The 18,581-nt window shown below is 55.6% G+C and carries 19 protein-coding genes; 8 read left to right on the plus strand and 11 right to left on the minus strand.

The window, feature by feature from the left end:
• Positions 1–29 precede the first annotated feature (29 nt).
• Positions 30–1,193: an acyl-CoA dehydrogenase family protein gene (locus B9Z48_RS02275; RefSeq protein WP_108376993.1), complete on the minus strand. Its 1,164-nt coding sequence runs from the start codon at positions 1,191–1,193 to the stop codon at positions 30–32.
• Positions 1,194–1,313: 120 nt separating this feature from the next.
• On the opposite strand from B9Z48_RS02275, the gene B9Z48_RS02280 reads away from it, so the two are divergent.
• The gene (locus B9Z48_RS02280; protein ID WP_108376994.1) at positions 1,314–2,519 is read left to right on the plus strand and encodes an acetyl-CoA C-acetyltransferase; all 1,206 of its coding nucleotides are present in this window, start codon (positions 1,314–1,316) and stop codon (positions 2,517–2,519) included.
• 22 nt (positions 2,520–2,541) lie between these two features.
• Positions 2,542–4,695: a 3-hydroxyacyl-CoA dehydrogenase NAD-binding domain-containing protein gene (locus B9Z48_RS02285; protein WP_108377184.1), complete on the plus strand. Its 2,154-nt coding sequence runs from the start codon at positions 2,542–2,544 to the stop codon at positions 4,693–4,695.
• A gap of 31 nt (positions 4,696–4,726) precedes the next feature.
• Here B9Z48_RS02285 and B9Z48_RS02290 read toward each other — a convergent pair whose 3' ends face one another.
• Positions 4,727–5,560: a nucleotidyl transferase AbiEii/AbiGii toxin family protein gene (locus B9Z48_RS02290; RefSeq protein ID WP_108376995.1), complete on the minus strand. Its 834-nt coding sequence runs from the start codon at positions 5,558–5,560 to the stop codon at positions 4,727–4,729.
• Entirely contained in the window at positions 5,557–6,159 is a 603-nt protein-coding gene (locus tag B9Z48_RS02295; RefSeq protein ID WP_108376996.1) for a type IV toxin-antitoxin system AbiEi family antitoxin domain-containing protein, read from the minus strand. Before B9Z48_RS02295 ends, B9Z48_RS02290 begins: the two co-directional genes overlap by 4 nt.
• A gap of 48 nt (positions 6,160–6,207) precedes the next feature.
• On the opposite strand from B9Z48_RS02295, the gene B9Z48_RS02300 reads away from it, so the two are divergent.
• The 6 genes from B9Z48_RS02300 to B9Z48_RS02330 all read left to right on the plus strand — a co-directional run bounded on the left by B9Z48_RS02300 (position 6,208) and on the right by B9Z48_RS02330 (position 8,590).
• Positions 6,208–6,396, plus strand: a complete 189-nt coding sequence (locus tag B9Z48_RS02300) for a DUF3418 domain-containing protein (protein WP_089952804.1) — start codon at positions 6,208–6,210, stop codon at positions 6,394–6,396.
• Positions 6,397–6,437: 41 nt separating this feature from the next.
• On the plus strand, positions 6,438–6,815 hold the full coding sequence (locus tag B9Z48_RS02305) for a type II toxin-antitoxin system RelE/ParE family toxin (RefSeq protein WP_108376997.1): 378 nt from the start codon (positions 6,438–6,440) through the stop codon (positions 6,813–6,815).
• Positions 6,805–7,146 (plus strand): DNA-binding transcriptional regulator, encoded by a 342-nt coding sequence (locus B9Z48_RS02310; protein WP_108376998.1) that lies wholly within the window; start codon positions 6,805–6,807, stop codon positions 7,144–7,146. The genes B9Z48_RS02305 and B9Z48_RS02310 overlap by 11 nt, the downstream gene beginning before the upstream one ends.
• A gap of 243 nt (positions 7,147–7,389) precedes the next feature.
• Entirely contained in the window at positions 7,390–7,659 is a 270-nt protein-coding gene (locus tag B9Z48_RS02320; RefSeq protein ID WP_108377000.1) for a DNA-binding transcriptional regulator, read from the plus strand.
• A gap of 36 nt (positions 7,660–7,695) precedes the next feature.
• On the plus strand, positions 7,696–7,851 hold the full coding sequence (locus tag B9Z48_RS02325) for a DUF3418 domain-containing protein (protein ID WP_108377001.1): 156 nt from the start codon (positions 7,696–7,698) through the stop codon (positions 7,849–7,851).
• Positions 7,852–8,002: 151 nt separating this feature from the next.
• Complete coding sequence (locus B9Z48_RS02330; RefSeq protein ID WP_108377002.1) at positions 8,003–8,590, plus strand: hypothetical protein; 588 nt, start codon at positions 8,003–8,005, stop codon at positions 8,588–8,590.
• 108 nt (positions 8,591–8,698) lie between these two features.
• Here B9Z48_RS02330 and B9Z48_RS02335 read toward each other — a convergent pair whose 3' ends face one another.
• From B9Z48_RS02335 to B9Z48_RS02370, 8 genes are all read right to left on the minus strand, one after another.
• Positions 8,699–9,694 (minus strand): DUF6236 family protein, encoded by a 996-nt coding sequence (locus tag B9Z48_RS02335; protein ID WP_158273193.1) that lies wholly within the window; start codon positions 9,692–9,694, stop codon positions 8,699–8,701.
• Positions 9,695–9,722: 28 nt separating this feature from the next.
• Positions 9,723–12,071, minus strand: coding sequence for an EcoAI/FtnUII family type I restriction enzme subunit R (gene hsdR, locus B9Z48_RS02340; RefSeq protein WP_108377004.1), 2,349 nt, complete (start codon positions 12,069–12,071; stop codon positions 9,723–9,725).
• Positions 12,068–12,922, minus strand: coding sequence for a Bro-N domain-containing protein (locus B9Z48_RS02345; protein ID WP_108377005.1), 855 nt, complete (start codon positions 12,920–12,922; stop codon positions 12,068–12,070). The genes hsdR and B9Z48_RS02345 overlap by 4 nt, the downstream gene beginning before the upstream one ends.
• 144 nt (positions 12,923–13,066) lie before the next feature.
• Positions 13,067–13,246: a hypothetical protein gene (locus B9Z48_RS02350; RefSeq protein WP_089952795.1), complete on the minus strand. Its 180-nt coding sequence runs from the start codon at positions 13,244–13,246 to the stop codon at positions 13,067–13,069.
• Positions 13,215–13,814 carry a nucleotidyltransferase domain-containing protein gene (locus tag B9Z48_RS02355; RefSeq protein WP_108377006.1) on the minus strand — a complete coding sequence of 200 codons (600 nt, stop codon included), beginning with the start codon at positions 13,812–13,814 and terminating at the stop codon, positions 13,215–13,217. The genes B9Z48_RS02350 and B9Z48_RS02355 overlap by 32 nt, the downstream gene beginning before the upstream one ends.
• A gap of 352 nt (positions 13,815–14,166) precedes the next feature.
• Positions 14,167–15,867, minus strand: coding sequence for a DUF262 domain-containing protein (locus B9Z48_RS02360; protein ID WP_108377185.1), 1,701 nt, complete (start codon positions 15,865–15,867; stop codon positions 14,167–14,169).
• 67 nt (positions 15,868–15,934) lie between these two features.
• Entirely contained in the window at positions 15,935–17,056 is a 1,122-nt protein-coding gene (locus B9Z48_RS02365) for a restriction endonuclease subunit S (RefSeq protein WP_108377007.1), read from the minus strand.
• Positions 17,053–18,507, minus strand: a complete 1,455-nt coding sequence (locus B9Z48_RS02370) for an N-6 DNA methylase (RefSeq protein ID WP_108377008.1) — start codon at positions 18,505–18,507, stop codon at positions 17,053–17,055. Before B9Z48_RS02370 ends, B9Z48_RS02365 begins: the two co-directional genes overlap by 4 nt.
• Positions 18,508–18,581: the final 74 nt, after the last annotated feature.

Below are 18,581 nucleotides of genomic sequence, written 5' to 3' on the forward strand. Positions count from 1 at the left end.
TCCCACAAGGGGGCAGGGATGGCGGGCATTCAGCGCCCCGCCAAACCCATGCTGCGCGAGATCACTTCTTTCATGATCTCGTTGGTGCCGCCATAGATGCGTTGCACGCGCGCGTCGGCATAGGCGCGGGTGATGGGGTATTCCCACATGTAGCCGTAGCCGCCGTGCAGCTGCACGCACTCGTCCATCACCTTGCATTGCAGGTCTGAGCACCAGTACTTGGCCATGCTGGCGGTCGCGGTGTCGAGTTTGTCTTGCAGCAAAAGCTCTGAGCACTTGTCCACAAACACACGGGCGACTTGCACCTCGGTCTGCAACTCGGCCAAGGTGTAGCGGGTGTTTTGGTAGTTGCCCACGGCCTGGCCAAACACCTTGCGGTCTTTCACGTACTGCACTGTCCAGTCGATGGCCGCTTGCGCAGCGGCAATACCGCCAATGGCGATTTGCAGGCGTTCCCAAGGCAGCTGCTCCATCAGGCAAATGAAGCCCTTGCCCTGCATGGCGGTGCCGCCCAGCAGTTGGTCGGCGCTGACCTTCACGTTGTCAAAAAACAATTCCGAGGTGTCTTGCGCTTTCAGGCCCAGCTTCTTCAAGCGCTTGCCTTTTTCAAAGCCGGGCATGCCGCGCTCGATCAAAAATAAGCTGGTGCCTTTGGCGCCTGCGGCCGGGTCGGTCTTGGCCACCAGAATCACCAAGTCGGCGTGCCAGCCGTTGGTGATGAAGGTCTTGCTGCCGTTGATCAGGTAAGTGCCATCGGGCTGCAGCATGGCCGTGGTTTTGACGCCCTGGAGGTCCGAGCCCGCTGCGGGTTCGCTCATGGCAATCGCTCCCACCATCTCACCGCTGGCCAACTTGGGCAGGTACTTTTGCTTTTGTGCTTCGGTGCCGTAATGCAGGATGTAAGGGGCGACGATCTCGCTGTGCAGGCCATAGCCGATGCCGCTGAAACCGGCGCGTGCGAGTTCCTCCATCTGCACCACCGAATAGAGCTTGTCCGCGTCTGACCCGCCATAGGCTTCGGGCAGGGTCATGCATAAAAAGCCGTTTTCACCGGCTTTGTCCCAGACGGCGCGGTCTACGTAGCCTTGTTCTTCCCATGCCTCATGGTGGGGGGCGATTTCCTTGTCCATGAAGCGGCGAAAGCTGTCGCGAAAGGCTTCGTGGTCGGGGGTAAAGAGTGTGCGTTCAATCATGGTGTCACCTTCAGGACTTGGGGTTTTATTTATACAAAGCGGTTGCTTGGTAAAAGTCTATACTGATTGCTGAAACCCACAACTCAGGGCAAACCCCTTGATGACCCCCAGGAGACATTCATGAGCGAAGCATTTGTTTATGACGCCATACGCACACCGCGTGGCAAAGGCAAAAAAGACGGCAGCCTGCACGAGGTCAAGCCCATCAGTCTCTTGAGCGGCGTGCTGCGCGAGCTGCAAAGCCGCAACCAGTTCGACACCGCTGCGGTGGATGACGTGGTCATGGGCGTGGTCTCGCCGATTGGCGAGCAAGGCTCGGTCATCCCCAAAGTGGCAGCCCTGGCCGCAGGCTGGGACTGGCGCTGCTCGGGCGTGCAGCTCAACCGCTTTTGCGCCTCGGGCCTGGAAGCGGTCAACATGGCCGCCATGAAAGTGCGCAGTGGCTGGGAAGACCTGGTTGTGGCCGGTGGCCTGGAGAGCATGAGCCGCGTGCCAATCGGCTCCGACGGCGGCGCTTGGGCGCAAGACCCTGAAACCAACAGCGCCACGCTGTTTGTGCCGCAAGGCATCGGTGCCGACCTGATCGCCACCATGAGTGGCTTCACGCGCCACGATGTGGACGCCTTTGCGGTCGAGTCGCAAAAGCGCGCCACGGCAGCGCGTGCGGCGGGTTACTTCGATGGCTCGGTGGTGCCCGTCAAAGACAAACTCGGCCAGGTCATCCTGGCGCAAGACGAATTCATCAAGCCCAGCACCACGGTGGAAACACTGGGCGGCCTCAAGGCCTCGTTTGAACAACTCGGTGCCATGGGCTTTGACGCCGTGGCCTTGCAGCGCTACCCACAGGTTGAACGCATTCACCATGTGCACCACGCGGGCAACTCGTCGGGCATTGTGGATGGCGCAGCGGCCGTATTGATCGGTTCCGAGGCCGCAGGCAAAACCCACGGCCTCACGCCCCGCGCCCGCATCGTGTCGGTGGCCTTGTCCGGGGCTGACCCGACCATCATGCTCACAGGCCCCATGCCCGCCGCTCGCAAGGCGCTGGCCAAGGCGGGCCTCACGATTGACCAGATCGATCTGTTTGAGGTGAACGAAGCCTTTGCCGCTGTGCCCATGAAGTTCATGCAAGAGATGGGCGTGTCGCACGACAAGGTCAACGTCAACGGTGGCGCGATTGCCATGGGCCACCCGCTGGGGGCCACGGGCGCGATGATTTTGGGCATCCTGATCGACGAGCTGCACCGCCGCCAACTGCGCTACGGCTTGGCCACTTTGTGTGTGGGCGGCGGCATGGGCATCGCCACCATCGTTGAACGCGTTTGATTGGGGAGACACCATCATGATTTTGAAAACACTGCGCTACGAACTGGCGGACGGCATCGCCACCATCACCTTTGACGAGCAAGGCTCGCCGGTCAACACCATGTGCCTGCAATGGCAGGCCGATCTGACTCAGGCGGCCGAGCAAGTCCTCCAAGACAAAGCCCAGATCAAGGGCGTCATCCTGGCCTCGGCCAAGTCGACCTTTTTTGCGGGGGCCGACCTCAAGGGCGTGATGCGCTCGCAAGCCTCGGACGGCCCGCGTGTCTTTGTCGAGATCGAAGGCATCAAGAAAGCTTTTCGCACCATCGAGACCCTGGGCGTGCCTGTGGTCAGCTGCCTGAATGGCACGGCGCTGGGCGGCGGCTGGGAAGTGGCCTTGATCGGCCACTACCGCATCGCCACCGCCAACCCCAAAACACAATTTGGCTTGCCCGAAGTCACGCTGGGTTTGATTCCTGGCGGTGGCGGCATCACCAAGATGACGCGCCAGCTGGGCCTGCTGGCCGCGCAGCCCTATGTGCTGGAGAGCAAACTCTTTGGCCCCGAAGAGGCACAAAAGTTGGGCTTGGTGCACGAGATCGTGGCCAGTGATGACGAGCTGCGCCCCCGCGCTTTGGCGCACATTGCGGCAGCCCAAGGCCAGCCCGAAGCCGCCCAACACCCGTGGGACCGCAAGGACTACAAAATGCCCGGCGGCACGCCCAGCAACCCCAAGATCGCGGGCATGCTGAGTGTGGCCCCGGCCGTGCTCAAGCAAAAAACACGCGGCCTGTATCCTGCGCCCGAAGCGGCGCTGGCCGCCATGGTCGAGGGCGCGATGGTGGACTTTGACACCGCCATGCGCATCGAAAGCCGTTACCTCGCAGGTCTGATGACCAGCAAGGTGGCGCGCAACATGATCAACACCTTCTTCTTCAACATGAACAGCATCAAAGGCGGCCAAAGTCGCCCCAAGGCTGCACCGCGCTACAAGCCACAAAAGGTGGGCATTTTGGGCGCGGGCATGATGGGTTCGGGCATTGCGTATTCACAAGCCAGCCGGGGCATCGCCACGGTGCTCAAAGACGTGAGCGTTGAAGCAGCTGAAAAAGGCAAGGCCTACAGCCACAAGCTCACGCAAAAACGCGTGGAAAAAGGCCGCATGGCGGCGGACAAACAAGCGGCCTTGTTGTCACTGATCCAGCCCACGGCCAGCGCCGCGGACCTTAAAGGCTGCGACCTGATCATCGAAGCTGTGTTTGAAAACCGCGAACTCAAAGCCCGCGTCACGCAAGAGGCCGAGCCCATGCTGGCCGAAGGTGGTTTCTTTGCCAGCAACACCTCGACCTTGCCCATCAGCGGTTTGGCCACGGCCAGCGCCAATGCGAATAAATTCGTGGGCATCCACTTCTTCAGCCCTGTCGACAAGATGCAGCTGGTGGAGATCATTCGTGGCGCACAGACCGACGACGAGACCATTGCCCGTGCGTACGACTATGTGCAGGCGCTGGGCAAGCTGCCGATTGTGGTGAACGACTCGCGTGGCTTTTACACCAGCCGCACCTTCGGCACCTTTGTCATGGAAGGCGCGGCCATGCTGGGCGAGGGCATCCCCGCCCCCGTGATCGAGAACCTGGCCATGCAAGTGGGCATGCCCGTCGGCCCGCTGGCCGTGCTGGACGAAACCGCGCTGTCGCTGTCGGTGCATGTGCTGGACCAAACCCGCGAAGACTTTGCCAAAGAAGGCAAAACGCACACCGCCACGCCCGGCGAGCTGCTGGTCGAGCGCATGGTCAAAGAACTCCAACGCCCCGGCCGCGCCGCAGGCGGTGGTTTTTACGACTACCCCGCTGGTCAAAAGAAAGTGCTGTGGCCTGAACTGAAAACCCGCTTTGAAAAAGCCGACGTGGCCTACAGCCAGCAAGACATCAAAGACCGCCTGCTGTACCGCCAAGCCGTGGAAACCGCCCGCTGCCTGCAAGAAGGCGTGCTGACCTCGGTGCACGACGGCAACATCGGCTCGATCTTCGGCATCGGCTTTCCGGCCTGGACGGGTGGGGCGCTGCAGTTCATCTATGGCCAAGGGGTGGATGCGTTTGCCAAGCGTTGTGCTGAATTGGCTGCCTTGTATGGGGCGGGGTTTGCGCTGACAGCGGAAGTGATCGCGAGTTTGAAGCAGCATCAGCCGTTGTATTGAAGGCTGGATGCCAGTCAAAACATGGTTGTGGCTATCTGGAAACCAGCTTTTCGTGCAACAGTTCAATGACCGAATTGAGCGGTGGCGCCTGAAGCTGGTTCTTTTGAAGGAAGGCATGCCATTGCTTGCTTTTCTGCGGATCGTGACCAAAGACTGGTGAAAAACCAATGGGCGTCGATGTCGGCATGGGTGTTTGACGCCGTTCAAGCGTGGCTGCGATGGCCGTTTGCATCATTTCAGGATCGAGCGCTTGGGTCGAGAGTAAGACCCACAGGTCAAAGTAGTCTTTGAGGCGGGTGTTGGCCATGCCCAACGAAACGATGGCTTCGAACTTCTCGGCCACCACGGTGTAACGCGGATAGACCCTGATCCTGGGTGCAGGCAGGTCCGCCAACATCACCGGATAGTCGGCCAGCTCCGGCGCTGGTGTGACGGCATCACCGTAGCCAATGTCGACTTGCACTGGGCAGCGTGCACCATCGAGCTGACCTTGCAGCGTGACGCGCAATCCCGAGTAATTGGCATCCTTGCGAATCTCGGTGACTTGAATGCTGCTTGCGTCAAACACAATGGCGTCATCGCATTCAATACCGCAAATTTCGCGAAACACCTCATGCACAACGGGTTCTTCTGCCAATCCAAAACCGAGCAGGTCGATGTCGCGGGTGGGCCGATGCGGAACATCGAACCACATGTCAAACAGCAATGCGCCCTTGAGCAAAAAATGGTCTTTGTTGGGTGAAACACTCAAACGGTAGAGCAGACGCTCCAAGCCGTAGCGGGTCAAAACCAGCGAGAAATCTAGCTTGTCGGCTTTGGCCTTGTTGAGTAGTCTAGCCCTGACCGATGCAGGCTTGTTGATCATGCGGTCAGCCCTTCCAGGTAAGGCCGCATCACGTTTTGCACGCGGCAAATCTGCCCGTAGTGCCAAAGCTCATCCATCGTGACCCGCTTGGCGCGCCATGCTTCTTTCAGCGCTTCCAGTGCCACGTCCAGGCCGATTTTGTTTCGGAACTTGAAGCAGTCCGCGATGGTTTTGGCCACGCACGTCACATTGACTGAAACGCCTTCAATGTCGTGTACCGCTACGCCCTCGGTCAGCGCTGGGCCACTGAAACGCGCAACGCGCAGGGGCGGGTAATCGAACTGTGGTGCGCGGGCTTTGTTGTCCACAGCCACCCACACCTCAAAGGGTGCTTGCGTCGTCAGTCCGTGAAAAGCCAGTGCAGACAGCAGGCACACCAAAACTTGCGGGTGTTTGCTTGCCACTTCGGCCAAGCCAGCGAACTCGGAGGCTTGGCGCTGGGGCAGTGCATACAGCCCACGACTGAGCTTGTGAACCAGCCCTCGGCTGGCCAGTTGCGCCAGATATAGACGCGAACGGCCCTGTGCTACGGCATCACTGGGGCGCAGCAGTGCCTTGCCTTGGGCAAGAGCAGCGAGGGAGGCTGGGGTGGGTGACATGGCTTAATTATTTCATAATGTCGGTAGTTGTCAATAAATACCAGCAATATGCAATATTTCAAGTCGACTCATGACCTGATTGGCGGCCAAACGCAGAGCGCCCAAGACGCCCGCATGCTGGAGTTCCGCTGGCTACTGGAAGAACTGTGTGTGAGCTTCTTCGCGCAAGAGCTGCGCACCCCGCAGCCCTTTAGCATCAAGCGGCTGAAGAAGGCTTGGGGGCAGTTGAATCATTGAGGGGGAAATTTTCTATGTCACTAAGTGGCATAATTTAAATTATCCACCGCGTCTTCAAAACCCGCCAATTTGCCAAATGGATGCGTAAAAACGATCTGACGGATGAGACTTTGTGCTTGGCCGTGAGCGAGATGGTCAGTGGCTTGGTGGATGCCGATTTGGGTGGTGATGTGCTCAAGAAGCGGGTTGCTTTGCCGGGTCGCGGCAAGCGGGGCGGCACCCGCACATTGGTGGCGACGCGCAGGGCCAGCCGTTGGTTTTTTGTGTTCGGGTTTGAGAAGAACGAAAAGGCCAGTGTGTCCCGCACTGAGCTGGAAGCTTTGCAGTGGCTGGCCAAACAACTGTTGGACTTGTCCGGGGCTCAGTTTGAAGTCGCGGCGCAAGACGGTTCATTACAGGAGATTTGCCATGAGCACTAAAGCGAAATCGAAGGCCAAACCCCAAACCGCCAGCCGCGTGTTGGAAACGGTTTACGAAACAGCGGCCGATCTGGAGCGTTTGGGCTTCATCGACAAGCGCAAGATGCAAAAGCTCGACGCCCTGTGCATGGAGCCGATTGCGCCCTATGACAGCGCCCAAATCCGCGCCCTGCGTGAGCAGCACAACCTGAGTCAAACGGTGATGGCCTCGGTGCTCAACACCAGTGCGTCCACGGTGCGCAAATGGGAGATCGGTGAGAAGCACCCCAGTGGCCCTTCGCTCAAGCTGCTGAACTTGCTGGACCGAAAGGGGTTGGATGTGTTGTTGTGATGCGCTGGAAAAAAAACGCGCTGACCCTGCCCGCGATGCCCAGCGCCTGGCCACGGGCGGCTTGCGCAAAGTGCACTGGTCGCGCCCTGGCATGGGTAAGCGCAGCGGTGTTCGTGTCATTTACAGGCTGCGCAATGCTCAAGGAGCGTTGGTGTTGTTGACGGTCTATGCCAAGGCTGAGCACGACACTCTGTCCCCCCTGCTTTTTTGCGTAGCCTTGCGCAACTTTATGAGGAATGAACCATGTCCAAAATCTCAGCATCTGTCGACGCGGAAATGACGGAATTTGAAAAGGATTTGTTGGAGTCCATTCGGCAGGCCAAACGTGGCGAAGGCCGTGTCACGCAAGTGGCTGTGACTGCCGCGACCGAGGCACGCCTGAAACTGGGCGTTTCCAAATCCGCCTTTGCCCAATTGCTGGGCGTTTCCGTTCGTACCCTGCAAGAGTGGGAGCAGGGCCTCCGAGAGCCATCAGGCGCGGCGCGCACATTGCTGCGCATTGCCTTGAAGTAGCCCGAAGCCATTTTGGAAGCGGGTTGATTTGATCTATTGCTGGTTGAGGGGCACAACGCGAAGGCGCGCAAGATGCCCGCAAGCTTGGGTTTTCGCTGGCTACTGGAAGAGCTGTGCGTGAGCTTCTTCGTGGAAAAACTGCGCACCCCGCAGCTGGCGAGCATCAAGCGTCTGGAGAAGGCATGGGGGTAGTTGAACCATTGATTTCTTAGGTGTCGCATCCCGGATGATCGGCGCGGCTTCCGAAATCTGGTCAACTCGTCGTCGGCGAGGAAAAAGCTTGTTTTTTAGAATGCTTTGCATTAGTCTATAGTGGCTATAAAAACTAATTTATAGAATAAAAATGTTTAAATATTTACAAAATTTAGCGATTGTCCTGGCACTTTTGCCCCTTTTGTCTTTTGCTCAGAACACTGAGTTTTCCATCAAGGGCAAGTCTATTGGGATGACGCCAGAGCAAGCTTGCGAGGGTGCTGAAGTCGAGGACCATGCGGCCATACGGAAAATAGCGGATCAACGAAAAATTATCTACAAGGGTAATTCATGTTCTGTTGCCATAGCGAGCATTGGGGGTCTTAGCAATCCTGAGCCATTGAAAATGTTTTTTTGGGATGGGAGGCTTGTTCGACTTGCTGCAAGAGTTGAAGACTTGGATTTGGCTGAGGCCTTCACTCTTGGGGAAGGTTTGTCTGAATCTTATGGAAGATCATTTATTAAACGAAACCCACCCTTTACAACCGACACTTGGCGGAAAAAGGGGGAGAAGCTTGAGCTTGAGATAACACGCATTAGTGATCATCGAAGATCAGCGGGCATCTATTTGAGTGATGAGAATGAATGGGCTCGTTTTCAAAGGTCACTGGCTCAAGTTCAAAGCGCTTCGAAAGAAATTATTCGGCAAGCAGGAAAAGCAGATATTTTAAATCGCTGAAGCAAGATACAGCAGCTGGTGAGTATCTATCAATCGGAGGGAAAAGGTTTGAGGGTAGTTAGATCATTAAATTTTTTCGATGGAATTTTTATATTTTTTGTGTTTATTTCATATTAAAATTCCGTGGCATTCTTTAAATCGCTTACCACTTGCACACCAGCACGAAGAATTTCGGGGTTGATTCCAATCGGGAATAATGTGTTCATTGATGAATGTTATTTTGGAATTATTTTCTTGATTTATATTTTTCAAAGAACCTGGAAAATTATTCTCCGTATAAAACAACGATTCAAAAGCTTTGAATTTTTCTGATTTTATGGCTTTTGATTTTTTTGGTGCCACGTACATTGCTGCACCTATTCCTGAAATAGATGAAATAAAATCGTCAAAACCAAATTTTTTAGCAAAAGTAAAACCACCATTAAATGCCAATCCTATTCTTGGTAAGTCTGATAATAATGTGCCAATTTTAAAAGATGGAATAATATTTTCAATCCAACTTCTGTCCGTCGCTCGTTGAATATCAGTAATTATTTTTTGTATTTCCTTAATTTTTCTATCTTCTTTTCTTTCAGGGTTGGAGGAATTTGATATATCGTCAACATAGTCTTCAATCTCATACTGAAGAAGTTGAATTAGTTTTCCATGTTTATATTTAAATTCTAAAATATCGCATAATGGCGTGTCGTTGGGTGGGCATGGTAAAGAATTTACTAAATTTATTTCTAGTATATTTTTTTCTATAATGCTATTGCTAATTGATGTCAATTGGTTAGGGGCGAATTGGCCTATTGTCCAAGTTTTTTCTTGAATTTCTTGAAGTTTTTGATAGGCGAGAAGTTGTGTTGTTAAGTTATCTTTGTATATATTTAAATTATCTGAAGGCAGATTTATAAATACTTCCGAAGCAATATTTTGATCTAACAAAAGACGCAGATCTGTTGAATCAATATGGTATTTATTATTTCTTGAGATGACAATTTCATCCCAGTACAGTAATGATTTTCTTAATTCGTGCTGATCAATTCCACCTGTAATTGTTGTTGAATTGGTTTGTGAGTTAAAGTCAATTTTTGCAGGTTGTAAAATAATACCTTTTTTCAATTTATTTTCCTTAATTTTAATTTGTGATTTAATTCGAATACAAATACCGCTGCATCCCCACAAACGCCTGCCTGACCTGCACCGCATCCCCCAATTCCGCCATCGCGTCATTCAGCGCGTTGTAGCGCAGCTTGAGCAGCGGGGTGAGTTTGTCGGCGTCGAGTTGGTCTACGCCTTGGGTCACGTATTGCTCCAGCACAAAGGCCAGAAAGGCTTGTTGCTTTTCCCCATACGTCACCGCGTTGTGGGCCTTGGCTCGATTCGCGCGGGTGGCGCGTGTCTCGGTGGGCAGGGCAAAGGCCACGTAGGCCAGCACGTCGAAGAGGTCGCTTTTTTCGGCTTCGATGATGCGTTGCATTTCGCGCAGCGGGTCGCGGCCAAAGCCTTTGTCGGCTAGGCCGTTCAGCAGCGCTTTGCGTGTGGTCGGGTCGGCCCACAGGGTGCGCAGTTCGTCTTCGTTTTTGAAGAATTCGGGTAGGGCACCGAACAGGCTTTCCAAAAACTGCGCGGGTGACAGCGGCTTGCCGTCTGGGCCCCAATAACTGGTGGACGTGATGTGCTGGATGGTGCGGGTTTTGCCGTCGGCCAGTTTGACCACCAGCTTGGCCGGGCGCTCTTCGCCCGGCATGCTCGCTTTGGGTGGCTCGGTCGGGTCTTGCGGTTGCCAGCTTGGCGGCAAAGGCTTTTCGGCGGGTGGCTCGGGCTCCACGGGTTCGCCATCCCATTCCGGGTCGCTGAACAGGTGGTGCGCCTTCACAAAGTCATAGATCGTGAAGTAGTCTTTGCCGTCATACAGGCGGGTGCCGCGCCCGATGATTTGCTTGAACTCGATCATCGAATTGACGGGCCGCATCAGCACGATGTTGCGCACATTGCGGGCGTCCACGCCTGTGGAGAGTTTTTGCGACGTGGTCAGGATGGTGGGCAGTGCTTTTTCGTTGTCCTGAAACTGGCTCAGGTGCTGCTCGCCCAGCTTGCCGTCGTTGGCCGTCACGCGCACGCAGTAGTCGGGTGCGGGGCTGGTCTTGATCTGGTTGATCAGGTCGCGCACCAGCAGGGCGTGCTGCTGGGTGGCGCAAAACACGAGGGTCTTTTCGCGCTGGTCGATGCTGTCCATGAACAGCTTGACGCGATAGGCCTCGCGCTCTTTGATCTCGATGCTGCGGTTGAAGTCTTTTTCTTCGTAACGCTTGCCTTGCTGCACTTCGCCGTCCATCACCATGTCGTCGGCGGTGTAGACGTAATCGTCCAGCGTGGTCACGATTTGCTTGACGCGAAACGGTGTCAAAAAGCCATCGTTGATGCCGTCCTTGAGCGAGTAGGTGTAAACCGGGTCACCAAAATAGCCATAGGTGTCGGCGTTGATCGTGCGCTTGGGCGTGGCCGTCAGGCCCAGCTGCACGGCGGGGCTGAAGTACTCCAGAATCGCCCGCCAGCTGCCTTCGTCGTTGGCGCCGCCCCGGTGGCACTCGTCGATGATGATGAAGTCAAAAAAGTCCGGTGGGTATTCGCCAAAGTAGGGGGTCTCCCCCGGCCCGCTCATGAAGGTCTGGAAGATCGTGAAGAACACGCTGCCGTTCTTGGGCACGCGGCCTTTCTTCTTGATGTCGCTAGGGTCGATGCGCACCACCGCATCTTCGGGGAAGGGCGAGAACGCGGTGAACGCCTGATCGGCCAGGATGTTGCGGTCTGCCAAAAACAAAATGCGCGGGCGGCGGCTGGGCGAGGCATCGGCAGAAAGGCCGTCTTTCCAGTCCTTCAAATTCCAGCGGCTGTGAAACAGCTTCCACGCCAGCTGAAACGCGATGAAGGTTTTGCCCGTGCCTGTGGCCAGCGTCAGCAGCACACGGTCTTTGCCATTGGCCACCGCCTCCAGCACGCGGGTGATGGCGCTCTCCTGGTAATAGCGGCCCATCCAGGTGCCGCCTTTGTCTTCGAGCGGCACGGCGGCAAAACGTTTGCGCCAGGCGGCCGTTTGCGCTTCGCTCTCGCCAAAGGCCATGTCCCACAGTTCGTCAGGCGTGGGGTAGCGGGCTACCTGCGCTTCAGCCCCTGTTTGCATGTCGATGCCGTAAATGCCCTGGCCGTTGGTGGCGTAGGTGTGGCGAATGGCCAGCTTGGCCGCGTAGCTCTTGGCCTGGCCCACCCCCTCGGTCAGCGGCTTGGCCCAGGCCTTGGCCTCGATCACCGCCAGCTTGGTGTTGCGGTAGACCAGCACATAGTCGGCAATGTCGGCCCGCGCCCGCTTGCCCGCGCCCTGCAGGCGACCCGCCGTGATGTTGTGCTCCCGCAAGATGCGGCTGCCATCCACCTGGCCCCAGCCTGCGGCGGCCAGGGCGGGGTCGATGTGTTCGGCGCGGGTTTCGGCTTCGTTCATTTGCTTGACTTCTTTTTGGCAGCAATGGCTTTGCGCTTGGTAGGTGGAGCCAGATAGTTGTCGCCTGTCACCACAGACCGGCCTGTTTTCTGCTCCAGCTGTTGGCGTGCCTGTTTGGCAATGCGCCCACCCACCACTGCAGCCCCTTTGTTCTCTTGTAAGCCCGTGGCTTGCTGCGTTTCCGCCACTTGTCGGGTTGAGAGTTCAGCCAAGGCTGTGAAGATCAGCTCGGCCTCACTCATGTGGTCGCGCAGGTTGTGGGTTTTCAGGCCCTTGATGTTCTTGTGCTCTTTCACACTCACGCCCGACCACTCTTGGTGAATGATGTTGGTGAGAAAAGCGAATTCGTCGCCGCTTTTTACATCGTGTTCGCGCCAATAGTCGGTCAGTTTGTTGCGGGTTTCCTGTCCCGTCATGCGCTGCTGAATCCACTTGTCGCTGCGGCCATGCTGTTGCCACGTCTCGCGGGCGCGGTTGAGGGACAGGGCGGGGTCGGCCATTTCCAGCATGCGCTCGTAGCCCACCTTGGCCAGCCAGAGCTTTATGGGCTCAGCCTTGGGGCTAGGGATGGACTGCACCAAGCGAAGCAGCGTAGTGACTTCTGCACAGTCTGTTTCACGCAAACGGCCGTCTGTTGAGGCCAATTTCAACTGTACGATTTTCTCGTACAGTTGCTCGGAACCCGCTTCTTTTGCCAGTTTGCGCTTGAGATCCGACCAGTAGCGACGAGCGTTGCTGCTATCAGTCAGAACCTGCACGACGTCCACCACCGAGAACCACCAAGTCTCACTGGCTTCGTCATAAACACGGCGAATGTCTTTGCCGTCGAAGTGCGCTGCTGCAATGTTCATGAACCAGTCCTCAAATGCTTGTGATGATTTGGACCATATGGAGGACATCCTCTATAGGGGCGCCCAACCGATAGCTGCATGTTGCGCGCGTTTCGCAGTCGCTCCGACCGGGGTCGATGTATTCGGCGCAGGTTTCGGCTTCGTTCATGGTTGAAGCCATCCGTCCGCGTCCATGCGGGTGCCGGATGACACGCTGGTTTGTTGAGCATCCGTCAACTTGACCTGCGCACTCTGGAGCCAGGCCACTGCGTCCTTGGCGTTGGTCGCTTGCTGTTTGACGGGGGCATCTGGCTCACTGGCCAGGCGCTGAAAAGATCGCAGCATCAAAATGTCCAATCAGCGGAATGCGAGGGCTTTGGGCGACCTCTTGTACAAAGCTTTCACGGTCTAGCACCTGTTTTTTGAATGCTTCTATCGTACACGCAGTGGCGTGCACTTTTCTGCCCAACTGACGACCTGCAGGCCTGAGTGCGGCGTTGACCTTGAGTTCAGAAGCTGCACCCAGAATCAGCACGTCGACATCGCTGTTGGCGGTGGCTTGGCCCCGGGCCACTGAGCCAAACACCAAGGCCAGTTCGATCCCATCCAGCGTCTCAAGGGTTTCACGCAGCGTACGCACCAGCGCGCTGTCTTGCTGCATGAGGGTCACCAGTGGTGACAGCTGCGGGTCTGTACTGGCGTAATACCGGGGCAGGCCATCTTGCTGGCGGCGCTGTACCAGGCCCGCCTCTGTCCAGCGCTTGAGCAGCCGCGCCGTGTTGCCGGGGTCGATGCTTGAGGCTGCAGCCAGCTCACGCGGACCAAAGCCCCGACCCGGTTCGGCAAACAGTGCTTGCAGCACTTTGAATCGGGCTTGACCGCCAAAAACCTCGATGAGCTGGGCTTCGTTCATGGTTTGATGTTGAATTGACAACGATGTTGTCGAATATACATCACTGTAGTTAAATCAACAATAAAGTTTGACCCCAGAGACGCCGTGTTCAAAGCTGTCCGCTGAAGGCTTGGTGCAGCAGGGGGTGTCTGAAGGCGTCGAGGGCAGTGATTTTGGTGGGGTAATCAAAACCCAGTTAAGAAAATTTGGGTGTTTAAGAGTGTCCCAAGTTATTGATTTCTATGAAAAATCAATTTTCCAGGAGTCAATGGGATGGGAGTTGATCAAAACCCAATCAAGAAATTTGTGTCTCAAAAAAGCCAGTGGGATGAGCCGCAAATGGGTTTGTGACTCGCGGGTGAGTCACAAACACTCAAATAAAGTCCGAGCGCCACACATGCGCTGCCCGCTGGGCCATGCGTTCTTGGCGCAGTGCCAGGGTGGCGGGTGACCAATCGGCCTGATCGCTTAGCCCCAACGCGTTGGCGGTGGCATAACTACTTCGCCCGTACTCGGTTCGTTTGTCTTCAAAACTGCCGTTTTGGCATTGGCGGTTGATGGTTGGCTCCAGCAGCATCAGGTTGCCCAAACGGTAGATGAAGTCTTTCTGGCGATCCGGGTTGAAGGGTTCGTCCCATTGCGCAGAGGGGTTCTCGGGCAGGATGTGCTCGATGGTGCCGGTGTCGCTTTCCCAATCGTGATGCTTGCCCGATGCGTCGCTTTCCAGTTCGCACAGCAGGTACTTGACCACTTTCTTGCGTCGACCGGTGGTGTCCATCTCTTTATGCGAAAAGTCGCGGACAAATTTTTCATCGTCCACGTACACGCTGCGCAGCTGCGCAAACACTTCTGCAGGCGTGCGGACAGCCCCATCCAGCAAGGCCTTGGCGGCCCGGTGATAGACAGGTTCCAGCTCGTTGGTGTTCAGGCTGCCAATCACGGTGTAGCGCACCGACAGCACGCACAGCAGCTTGAGAACGCGGGTGAAGTCGTCCGCGCTCATTCGCTCCCAAGCGGCAAACACCAAGGGCATGTGCTGGCGCACGCCAAACAACTGCAAGTCCCGCACATAGGGCTTGGCAGCTGGGCGGTCCAGCCAAAACTCGTGCGCAGTGTCGTCCATGGCAGCGAACAGGTCTGCGCGTTGCTCCAGTGCATCCATCAGGGCAAACACATCTGCCGATGTTTTGACCTCTTCGCGCACCTTCTTGAACAGGCGTTGTTTGCGAATCTGTGGAGACTGGCACAGCAAGTGGTAACGCAAAAAGTCTGGAAAGCGCTCGTGCTTAATGGTACCGATCATGTGACGCCACCGGCGCTGCAACGCTTCCAAATCGCTACGAACTGGTACGCGGGAGAACAAGTAGTTTTTCAGCAGATCGGTAGACGACAACTCCAGCCCTCGGGCATTGAGTGTTTCGAACACGGTGTAAGCGCTGATGTCATCTTCGACCGTGATCAGGATGAAAAGCAGTTGCCGCGCAACCGTGTCAGACAGCATGCGAGCAAGGGCCTCACCCTCCAATCCGGAGTCTGCAAGCCGCTTTTGGAACCAACCAAAACATTGCCACAGCATCCGATTGGACTTTGGCAGTCCACGCGGGTTGTTTGGCTTGCGCAGTTGAACCAGATAGTCTTGATAAAACCCATCATCGGTATCGTTGAGGAACAGCTTGCTGCTTTGCATCAGAGACGCGGGGTCTTTCCGGCCTATGAACAGTTGGCGCAGCTCAGCCGCTCGTTCGGCATTGGCTGTGTTTGTGGCTTCATCACCGGGTAAATTCAAGAGACGGTCGATCACCGCTAAGGCCAACACACTCAGTGTCGCAACACGTTGCTGGCCGTCAATGATCTGGAATTCACGGTCCGTGACGGCCTCGACCACCAAAGCGCCCATGTAATGGAAGCTTCGTGGCGCATTCAGCAACTCCTGAATGTCGTTCCACAGGTCTTCCCACTGTTCCTCTTCCCAAGCGTAGTCGCGTTGAAACGAAGGTACACGGTATTTCTTGCCGTTACCAATCAAGTCCAGAAAGGTGACGTCTTGGGTCTTTAACAAATTGCTTTTGGCCATGGTCGTCATCCTAATTTATTTGGACAGCGTGGATTTTCTGCGGGTGACAGTGTGCTTAAATTTGCACCTACTGCGTCAACTGCCCGCTGAAGGCTTGGTGCAGCAGGGATTTTTTGAGGTCGTCGAGGGCTGTGAGTTTTTGGCGGTAGATGGATTCGAGGCGAGTAGTCTCGGTTGCGATCTCATCCAAATTTTCTGAAATGCGCGTTTGCTCTTGCACCGAAGGTAATGCGACCTGATAGGCGAACAAGTGCTCTCGATTGACTTTAGGCATTCCCGCACGGGCCGAACCCTTGATTGCATACTCGGTAAAGGCTGGAGCCAGTAGCAGGTAGTAAAGATAGTCACGGTTGATGACGCCCGGCTTGGGAGCCAATGGATAAATATCTGCACTGCAAAGTCCATTGAAATCTGGACGAACCACTTTCATCAAGTAGGGCCGAATCTTGCTGTACAGAACCATTGATTCGTCGAACAAGAACTTGCCAGAAATCAGATTTTCTTCACGAGCAGTTTTGACATCAACCAGTGCGCTGGTTTTGGTTTCGATGTTTCCAGCGCCTACGTGGGGCAGATCTAAATATTGATTTTCTCTTGGATCAACCAATTTAGAGGTGATGTCGCACACATCAGCCATTGACTGTTTGGTTCTACCGCATGATGTGCAGTCAACCAGTGATTGCAGCGTATTGTCAAAAAGCTCGCGGGCGTTTTGGAGGTTCTTTTCGGTGTTGGCTTTGGCGGTGGCGATGTCGGCAAAGGCTTCGTCGAGGAGGGTGACGATGCGGCGTTGTTCCGCAAAGTCAGGATAGATAACGCTATGTTCCTTGAGTAATCGGTAGTGTCTTGCGTACCCAAGAGATTCGAGCTTTGCAGTTTGAAGCTGAAAATAAAAGTAGCGAGGATGCAAAAAGGCTTTTGGCTTGAGTATCTTGACGCCATCCGCACCAAGAACGAAGTCGAAATCTACATATTTGAATGACCGAGTGTGGTCACCAAAAAGAACAAGTGGCCGTTCGACTTTAAATAAGTCCGCATCGTTTTCCCATCTTCCGTTGATGAGGTCGTCTTCTTGGGAAACGATAGGAAATGTGCCCTCACTCAAAAAATCCTTACGTTGAATTTTTGTGGTGTAGGTGACTGGCTCAATGCAGTCTTCAAAAGGGGTGGTTTTCCAACCCGCCTTCACGCCAACAACCCCCGAATACTCCCCAATACCGCTGCCGCTTCGGCATCCAGCGCCGCAATCTCATCCAGAATGTCTGCCGGGCTGCGGTGCACCACTTCTTCGCCGCCATTCGGGTTTTTCACCGACAGGTCAAACGTGTCCAGGTTCACGCTGCCTGCGGCCACGCTCCAGCTTTTGGGCGAGTCGGCTTGCGCCTTTTGCAGCTGCACAAACTCCACCAAGTCCGCGTCGTTCAGCGGGTTGGTTTTGCCCATGTTGCGGCCGGGGTCCAGTTGGTAGAACCAGGTCTTGCTTGTCGGTTCGCCTTTGGTGAAGAACAGCACCACGGTTTTCACACCCGCGCCCTGAAAAGTGCCGCCGGGGCAGTCCAGCACGGTGTGCAGGTTGCAGTCGGTCAGCAGCTGTTTGCGCAGGGCCACGCTGGCGTTGTCAGTGTTGCTGAGGAATGTGTTTTTGATGACCACCGCCGCACGGCCCCCGGCTCGCAGGCTTTTGATGAAGTGCTGCATGAACAAGAAGGCGGTTTCCCCGGTTTTGATGGGGAAGTTTTGCTGCACCTCTTTGCGCTCTTTGCCGCCAAAGGGCGGGTTGGCCAAAATCACGTCGTAGCGGTCACGCTCTTGAATGTCGTTGATGTTTTCGCCCAGCGTGTTGGTGTGCACGATGTTGGGCGCTTCGATGCCGTGCAGGATCATGTTCATGATGCCGATCACGTAGGCGAGGCTCTTTTTCTCTTTGCCGTAGAAGGTGCGCTTTTGCAGCGTGTCCAGGTCGTCGGCCTTGGTGGCTTTGGGGCTGAGGTACGCAAAGGCTTCGCACAAAAAGCCCGCCGAGCCGCAGGCTGCGTCGTAAATGCGTTCGCCAATTTGGGGCTGCATCACCTCGATCATGGCGCGGATCAGTGGGCGCGGTGTGTAGTATTCGCCGCCGTTGCGCCCGGCGTTGCCCATGTTTTTGATCTTGGCTTCGTACAGGTGCGACAGCTCGTGCTTTTGCGCCTGGCTGCAAAAGCGCAGCTCTTCGATGCGGTCGATCACGTCGCGCAGGTTGTAGCCGCTTTGGATTTTGTTGGTGATCTCGCCAAAGACTTCACCGATTTTGTATTCGATGGTCTGCGGCCCGCTGGCGCGTTGCTTGAATCCCGCCAGATACGGGAACAGTTTGCCGTTGACAAAGCCTTTGAGGTCGTCGCCCGTCATGGCGGCGTTGTGGTCGATCTTGCCGTCGGCAGCTTTGGGCGCAGCCCATGCGGCCCAGCGGTATGGCTCGCTCAAGATGAACTGGTAGTCACGCCCCTCCAGCACCGCCTCGGTGGCCTTGTCGGCTTCGAGGGCGTCGAGGTACTTTAAAAACAGCAGCCAACTGGATTGCTCGGTGTAGTCCAGCTCGCTGGTGCACCCCGCGTCTTTGTGCAGGATGTCATCGATATTCTTAAAGGTTTGCTCAAACATAGGTTTGCATTTTAGGGGGCGGCCATACCCCGCATTCGGGCTGCTGAGCTTCCGGCTTCAAAAAACGTGACAAT

This window comes from Limnohabitans sp. WS1, assembly GCF_003063265.1.
Lineage (GTDB): Bacteria > Pseudomonadota > Gammaproteobacteria > Burkholderiales > Burkholderiaceae_C > Limnohabitans_A.

Bases quoted from the DNA above. Each gene is read 5' to 3' on its own strand.
- B9Z48_RS02320 (WP_108377000.1), top strand. From the start codon at position 7,390: ATGTCCAAAATCTCAGCATCTGTCGACGCGGAAATGACGGAATTTGAA.
- B9Z48_RS02275 (WP_108376993.1), bottom strand. From the start codon at position 1,193: ATGATTGAACGCACACTCTTTACCCCCGACCACGAAGCCTTTCGCGAC.
- B9Z48_RS02370 (WP_108377008.1), bottom strand. From the start codon at position 18,507: ATGTTTGAGCAAACCTTTAAGAATATCGATGACATCCTGCACAAAGAC.
- B9Z48_RS02280 (WP_108376994.1), top strand. From the start codon at position 1,314: ATGAGCGAAGCATTTGTTTATGACGCCATACGCACACCGCGTGGCAAA.
- B9Z48_RS02295 (WP_108376996.1), bottom strand. From the start codon at position 6,159: ATGTCACCCACCCCAGCCTCCCTCGCTGCTCTTGCCCAAGGCAAGGCA.
- B9Z48_RS02290 (WP_108376995.1), bottom strand. From the start codon at position 5,560: ATGATCAACAAGCCTGCATCGGTCAGGGCTAGACTACTCAACAAGGCC.
- B9Z48_RS02310 (WP_108376998.1), top strand. From the start codon at position 6,805: ATGAGCACTAAAGCGAAATCGAAGGCCAAACCCCAAACCGCCAGCCGC.
- B9Z48_RS02345 (WP_108377005.1), bottom strand. From the start codon at position 12,922: ATGAACATTGCAGCAGCGCACTTCGACGGCAAAGACATTCGCCGTGTT.
- hsdR (WP_108377004.1), bottom strand. From the start codon at position 12,071: ATGAACGAAGCCGAAACCCGCGCCGAACACATCGACCCCGCCCTGGCC.
- B9Z48_RS02330 (WP_108377002.1), top strand. From the start codon at position 8,003: ATGTTTAAATATTTACAAAATTTAGCGATTGTCCTGGCACTTTTGCCC.
- B9Z48_RS02355 (WP_108377006.1), bottom strand. From the start codon at position 13,814: ATGAACGAAGCCCAGCTCATCGAGGTTTTTGGCGGTCAAGCCCGATTC.
- B9Z48_RS02350 (WP_089952795.1), bottom strand. From the start codon at position 13,246: ATGCTGCGATCTTTTCAGCGCCTGGCCAGTGAGCCAGATGCCCCCGTC.
- B9Z48_RS02300 (WP_089952804.1), top strand. From the start codon at position 6,208: ATGCAATATTTCAAGTCGACTCATGACCTGATTGGCGGCCAAACGCAG.
- B9Z48_RS02360 (WP_108377185.1), bottom strand. From the start codon at position 15,867: ATGGCCAAAAGCAATTTGTTAAAGACCCAAGACGTCACCTTTCTGGAC.